4 protein-coding genes and 1 pseudogene are annotated in these 3,918 nt (G+C 70.9%); all 5 read right to left on the reverse strand.

Going from position 1 to position 3,918, the window contains the following annotated elements; genetic code table 11:
• Nucleotides 1-241 (reverse strand): annotated as a pseudogene (locus AC31A1_RS48100) (hypothetical protein); the annotation flags it as partial.
• 36 nt (nt 242-277) lie between these two features.
• On the reverse strand, nt 278-718 hold the full coding sequence (locus AC31A1_RS48105) for a hypothetical protein (RefSeq protein ID WP_489659375.1): 441 nt from the start codon (nt 716-718) through the stop codon (nt 278-280).
• Nucleotides 715-1,185, reverse strand: coding sequence for a hypothetical protein (locus tag AC31A1_RS48110; protein ID WP_489659376.1), 471 nt, complete (start codon nt 1,183-1,185; stop codon nt 715-717). Before AC31A1_RS48110 ends, AC31A1_RS48105 begins: the two co-directional genes overlap by 4 nt.
• A gap of 242 nt (nt 1,186-1,427) precedes the next feature.
• Nucleotides 1,428-2,033: a hypothetical protein gene (locus tag AC31A1_RS48115; RefSeq protein WP_489659377.1), complete on the reverse strand. Its 606-nt coding sequence runs from the start codon at nt 2,031-2,033 to the stop codon at nt 1,428-1,430.
• A 60-nt stretch (nt 2,034-2,093) separates the two neighbouring features.
• Nucleotides 2,094-3,878: a type IV secretory system conjugative DNA transfer family protein gene (locus AC31A1_RS48120; RefSeq protein WP_489659378.1), complete on the reverse strand. Its 1,785-nt coding sequence runs from the start codon at nt 3,876-3,878 to the stop codon at nt 2,094-2,096.
• Between the last annotated feature and the right edge of the window lie 40 nt (nt 3,879-3,918).

The raw sequence follows: 3,918 nt of genomic DNA on the forward strand, positions 1-3,918 counted from the left end.
GCGTCGTACGGGGGGCGGTGCCGGGCTCGGTCAGGGGTAGTCCGAGGACGGAGGCGAGGGCGGTGATGCCTGCCGGTGTGAGGTGCACGCGGTCCTGGGCCGGGCCGCCGGCGTAGGCGGCGCGCGCGGAGTTCGGGGTCCGTTGGGCGAGGTCCTTCGACTCCAAGGCCCGCAGCGTGCTCATGAGGACCTTGGGCTCCCGGGAACGTGTGAAGTCCCGGCCCAGGGAGCTGCTGGCCACGACGTGACCGCAGGCGATCTGCGCCAGGGCGGTGCGCTAGGCGGCGGTGAGCCGTTCATCTGGTGCCGGGGCGGTCGACCCGTGACGTCGCCTGCTCTCTGCGGCGAGAGCCGCGGCGCAGCCGACCGCGGTTTCGGGAGCCAGCGCGGTCAGTTCACGGGCAGCCTGAATGCCGTGGTCGGCGGACGCGGTGCTGAGGAAGGCGAGCTGCTTCAGCCGTACCACGGTCTCCGTCAACTCCGTGCTCTCGTAGAGCCGTTCACCCTGGATGGCCTTGACGGCGACGCGGGTCTCGGATGCCAGGTGCTGTGCGGAGACGACGTGGGCCCCCGGCTCAGGCGCGGTCGCGGTGAGCAGGGCGATGTCGAGCGAGTCGTTGTGCCGGGTGTAGAGATCGGCGAGGTGGAGCAGCCGCTCGACGGGCGTCAGCGGTGGCGGCACGTCGAACAACAGGGTGTCGGTGGGCGGCGTGCTCACGCGCTGCGCCGCACGGTCGCAGTGCGCCGGGGTACGGGGGCGGCCGTGCTCGGCGTTGGGGGACGGCGTGGTCCGTCAAGGCAGGCGCGGGCGGCTTCCAAGGCTTGGCCGGTGTCGTCGAGGTGGACATGCAGGCGACGGTGAAGGTCGATCGTGTCGAGCTGCCCCTGGAGGGAGGCCGGCGCGGGCCGGGTGAACGAGACGAGCGGGGCGAGGGCCTGTGTGTAGTGGGCGACGGCACGCCCGAGGTGACCGGCCGTCAGGCCCAGCACCTCGGCCGACGGACGGGCCGGCGCATCGGGATTCGCGGGCAGGAGGCGGTACTCGGAGTCGGCTGCCGTACGGGCGACGAGGTGACACAGCAGGTCGACGTGCCGGATCGCGGTGAACAGGCCATGGCCGTCCGGGGCGATGCCGTGATCGCGGACGTCGGCGGCCACGGCGTCCAGTGCCTCGCTCAGCTCCATGTCGTCCAGGTCGACGGGCTCATAGGTGTGAATGGGCGCCTCCGTAGGTGAGTTGGGTGGGGAGGGGGTGCGTGGGCGGGATCTGTGTCTCGGGTCCCCCTGGCGTAGTTGGAGCACGATGTTTCGGCGGCTGGTGGTACTGGCCTGCCCGGTCGCCGGCGAGATGGAGCTGCGGGCCCGGCGTGGTGCGGGGGATGGGAGTGGTCGGCGCGGGACTGCCGTACGGCACGGAATGCGAGACGTCAGTGCCGGGCGTGGGGTGTGCCGGCCGTGGCGCGTGGGGGAGGGGTACTCGGTGGGATGGTGAGCGGCGGGTCTGCGATCACGGTGCTGGGGTCGGCGGCGCCGGGAGCGGCGAGAGAGCGGTCAATGAGCTGCTGGTCCTCGTTGCGGGCGGCGGCGGAGGCCAGACGCCGCGAGAGCCGCTGGGCCAGAGCGTGGTAGGTCGTGGCCGCGCGGTCCATTTCGACGCAGGCGCGTCGCAGGTGGTCGCGGCTGGTGCCGGGGGTGGGGTCCGCGCCCCTGTACAGCAGGATCTCCGTGCGGCTGCTGATGGCGATGGCGCCGAGGGCGGACGCGAGGGACACCTGCGCACAGGCTTCCGCGAGATGGGCGACGTTCTCACGGCCGTACTTCATGACGGCGTACTGGCTGCTGGAGAGGTCGTGGAGTTGCCTCGTGCACGTGATTGCCAGCTCGTGCAGACGCAGGACGAGGGGCGCGAGTTGATCGATGGGGGCGAGGATCTCCTCCTCCCGGACCCGTTCCACTTCCTCGGTCAGGGTCTCCAGTGTGGGAGCCACCTGGCTGAGGAGACGGGTCTGCTCGGCCAGGTCGATGATCTGCAATGCGAACTCCAGAAGAGGCGAGGGGACGCCACGCGCTTTCGACGAGTGCGCGGGCGGGTGTTAGGCGGCCGTGCCGTAGTCGCCCTGGCGGGGGGTGTGCTTGGCGACGGCACGGGCGGTGATGGCCTGGGAGGCACGGGCGGAGGCGGCGGCGAGTTCGTCGGCGCCGGGCTCCGTGTACCAGGGGCGAAGGTCGAGCATGGCGGCGCGCAGGCCGGTGGCGAAGAGGAGGGCGGTGCCCTTGGGCAGGGCGCGGATCGCGTCCGCGGGCAGGATCCGCTCCTGACGCATCGACACCGAGGTCGACTTCCCCGACTCGGAGGTGGAGGTCGAGGTGGTTTCCACGTCGTGGTCGCCGATGAGGCGGGAGAGTTTGTCGGCGAAATCGGGGTCGTCGATGCCGGAGCCGATCACCTTGACGGTGGAGGCGGACCACAGGGCGTCCATGCCCGTGTCGCCCCAGACCTTCTGGCCCTGCCGGTAGGACTGCAGGATCGTGATCGGGATGATCCCGCGCGAGCCCAAGTGGCTGTACAGGTCGGGGAGATCGGAGATCTTGCAGACGTTGGCGGCCTCGTCGAGGATCGCGAGCATCGGCGGGTCGAGGCGCCCGCCGGCACGTTCGGCCTGGGCGGTCGCGGCCCGCATCACGGAGTCCGCGCACGCGGCGATCAGCGCCGACGCGCCGCCTCCGCCGTCCTTCGACAGCAGATACAGGGTGTCGGTGGAGGTGACGAACTGCGTGGGCCGGAACTCCGGGACATCCTTCTGCGGCGTGATCCAGGCGGCGATCTCGGAGTTGAGGAGGGCAGCGGCGTACTGGCGGGCGGTCTCGTAGATCCCATCGCGGGTTTCGGGCGGCCCTTCGACGGTGCCCTTGAGCTGCGCGGCGACCGCGGTGAAACCGTGGTCGCGCAGGATGTCCAGCGGGGTGCGATCGGCGGGGAACGCCAGCCACTGCATCACGTCGGTGATCGGGCGTTCGTCGAGCGCGGCGGCGAGGAAAAGCTGGCTGAGGATGTTGGATCCGGCCTTGGACCAGAAATCGCCCTGCTGACTCGCGTCCACCGAGGCGGCGAGGAAGTGGCCGGCCAGTCTTCCGGCTCCGTCGAGGGTTTTGGCGTCGGCCAAGGGGTTCCACCACATCGCGCGTTCGGCGTGCGCGATCTGCTGCGGGTCCATCGACCAGGTCCGGCCGACGGCCGCCCGTGAGTCGAGCGTGGCCGTGTAGGCGTCGCCGGACGCCTTGTTCGAGGTGATCATGACCGGACCGGGGGCGTTGAGGATGGAGGGGATCGCCAGGCTGGTGGTCTTCCCGGACCGGGGAGCCATGATCGCGACGGCGACGTCCTCGTATCCCATCCTCACCTCGTGGCGTGTGCCCTGGAGGGTGCCGAGGAGGATGCCGGTGTCGGCGGCGTCGATGCGCTTGGTGTTCATCAGGCTCGGGCGCAGGGAGCGGGCCTTGGCGGTGATCGCCGTGGCCATCAGGGGTTCGACGTCCCTGGCCTTGGCCATACCGGTGATCTTCTTACGGCTGCCGCCTCGGTTCTTGTGCCGGGCCCACAGGAGGCCGGCCGTGGCGGCGAGGGCGAGGAGGACGGCGGTCGGGACGATGCGCGCGCCGATCAGGAGGGATGGTTCTCCGGCCGCGGGCCAGAGCCGATCGGGGTGCAGGAGGGCGGCGGCCGGTCGGTAGGGCGCCCAGGTGCCTCCGGTGAGGCGGGCGGTGATGTTGCCGGACAGCCAGGCGAGGTGGGAGAGGGGGACGACGACGGCCAGGACACCCAGCAGGAGCCGGAAGGCGAGATCGTAGCCGTCGTTGTTGCTGGAGGAAGGAGGCAAGGGCGCGGTGTGCTTCGATGCGGGGACGGGGGGTCAGCGG

The sequence above is a fragment of the Streptomyces sp. P5F9 genome, assembly GCF_057961495.1.

Excerpts from the sequence above, each read along its gene's own strand:
- AC31A1_RS48110 (WP_489659376.1), bottom strand. The coding sequence starts at position 1,185 with ATGGAGCTGAGCGAGGCACTGGACGCCGTGGCCGCCGACGTCCGCGAT.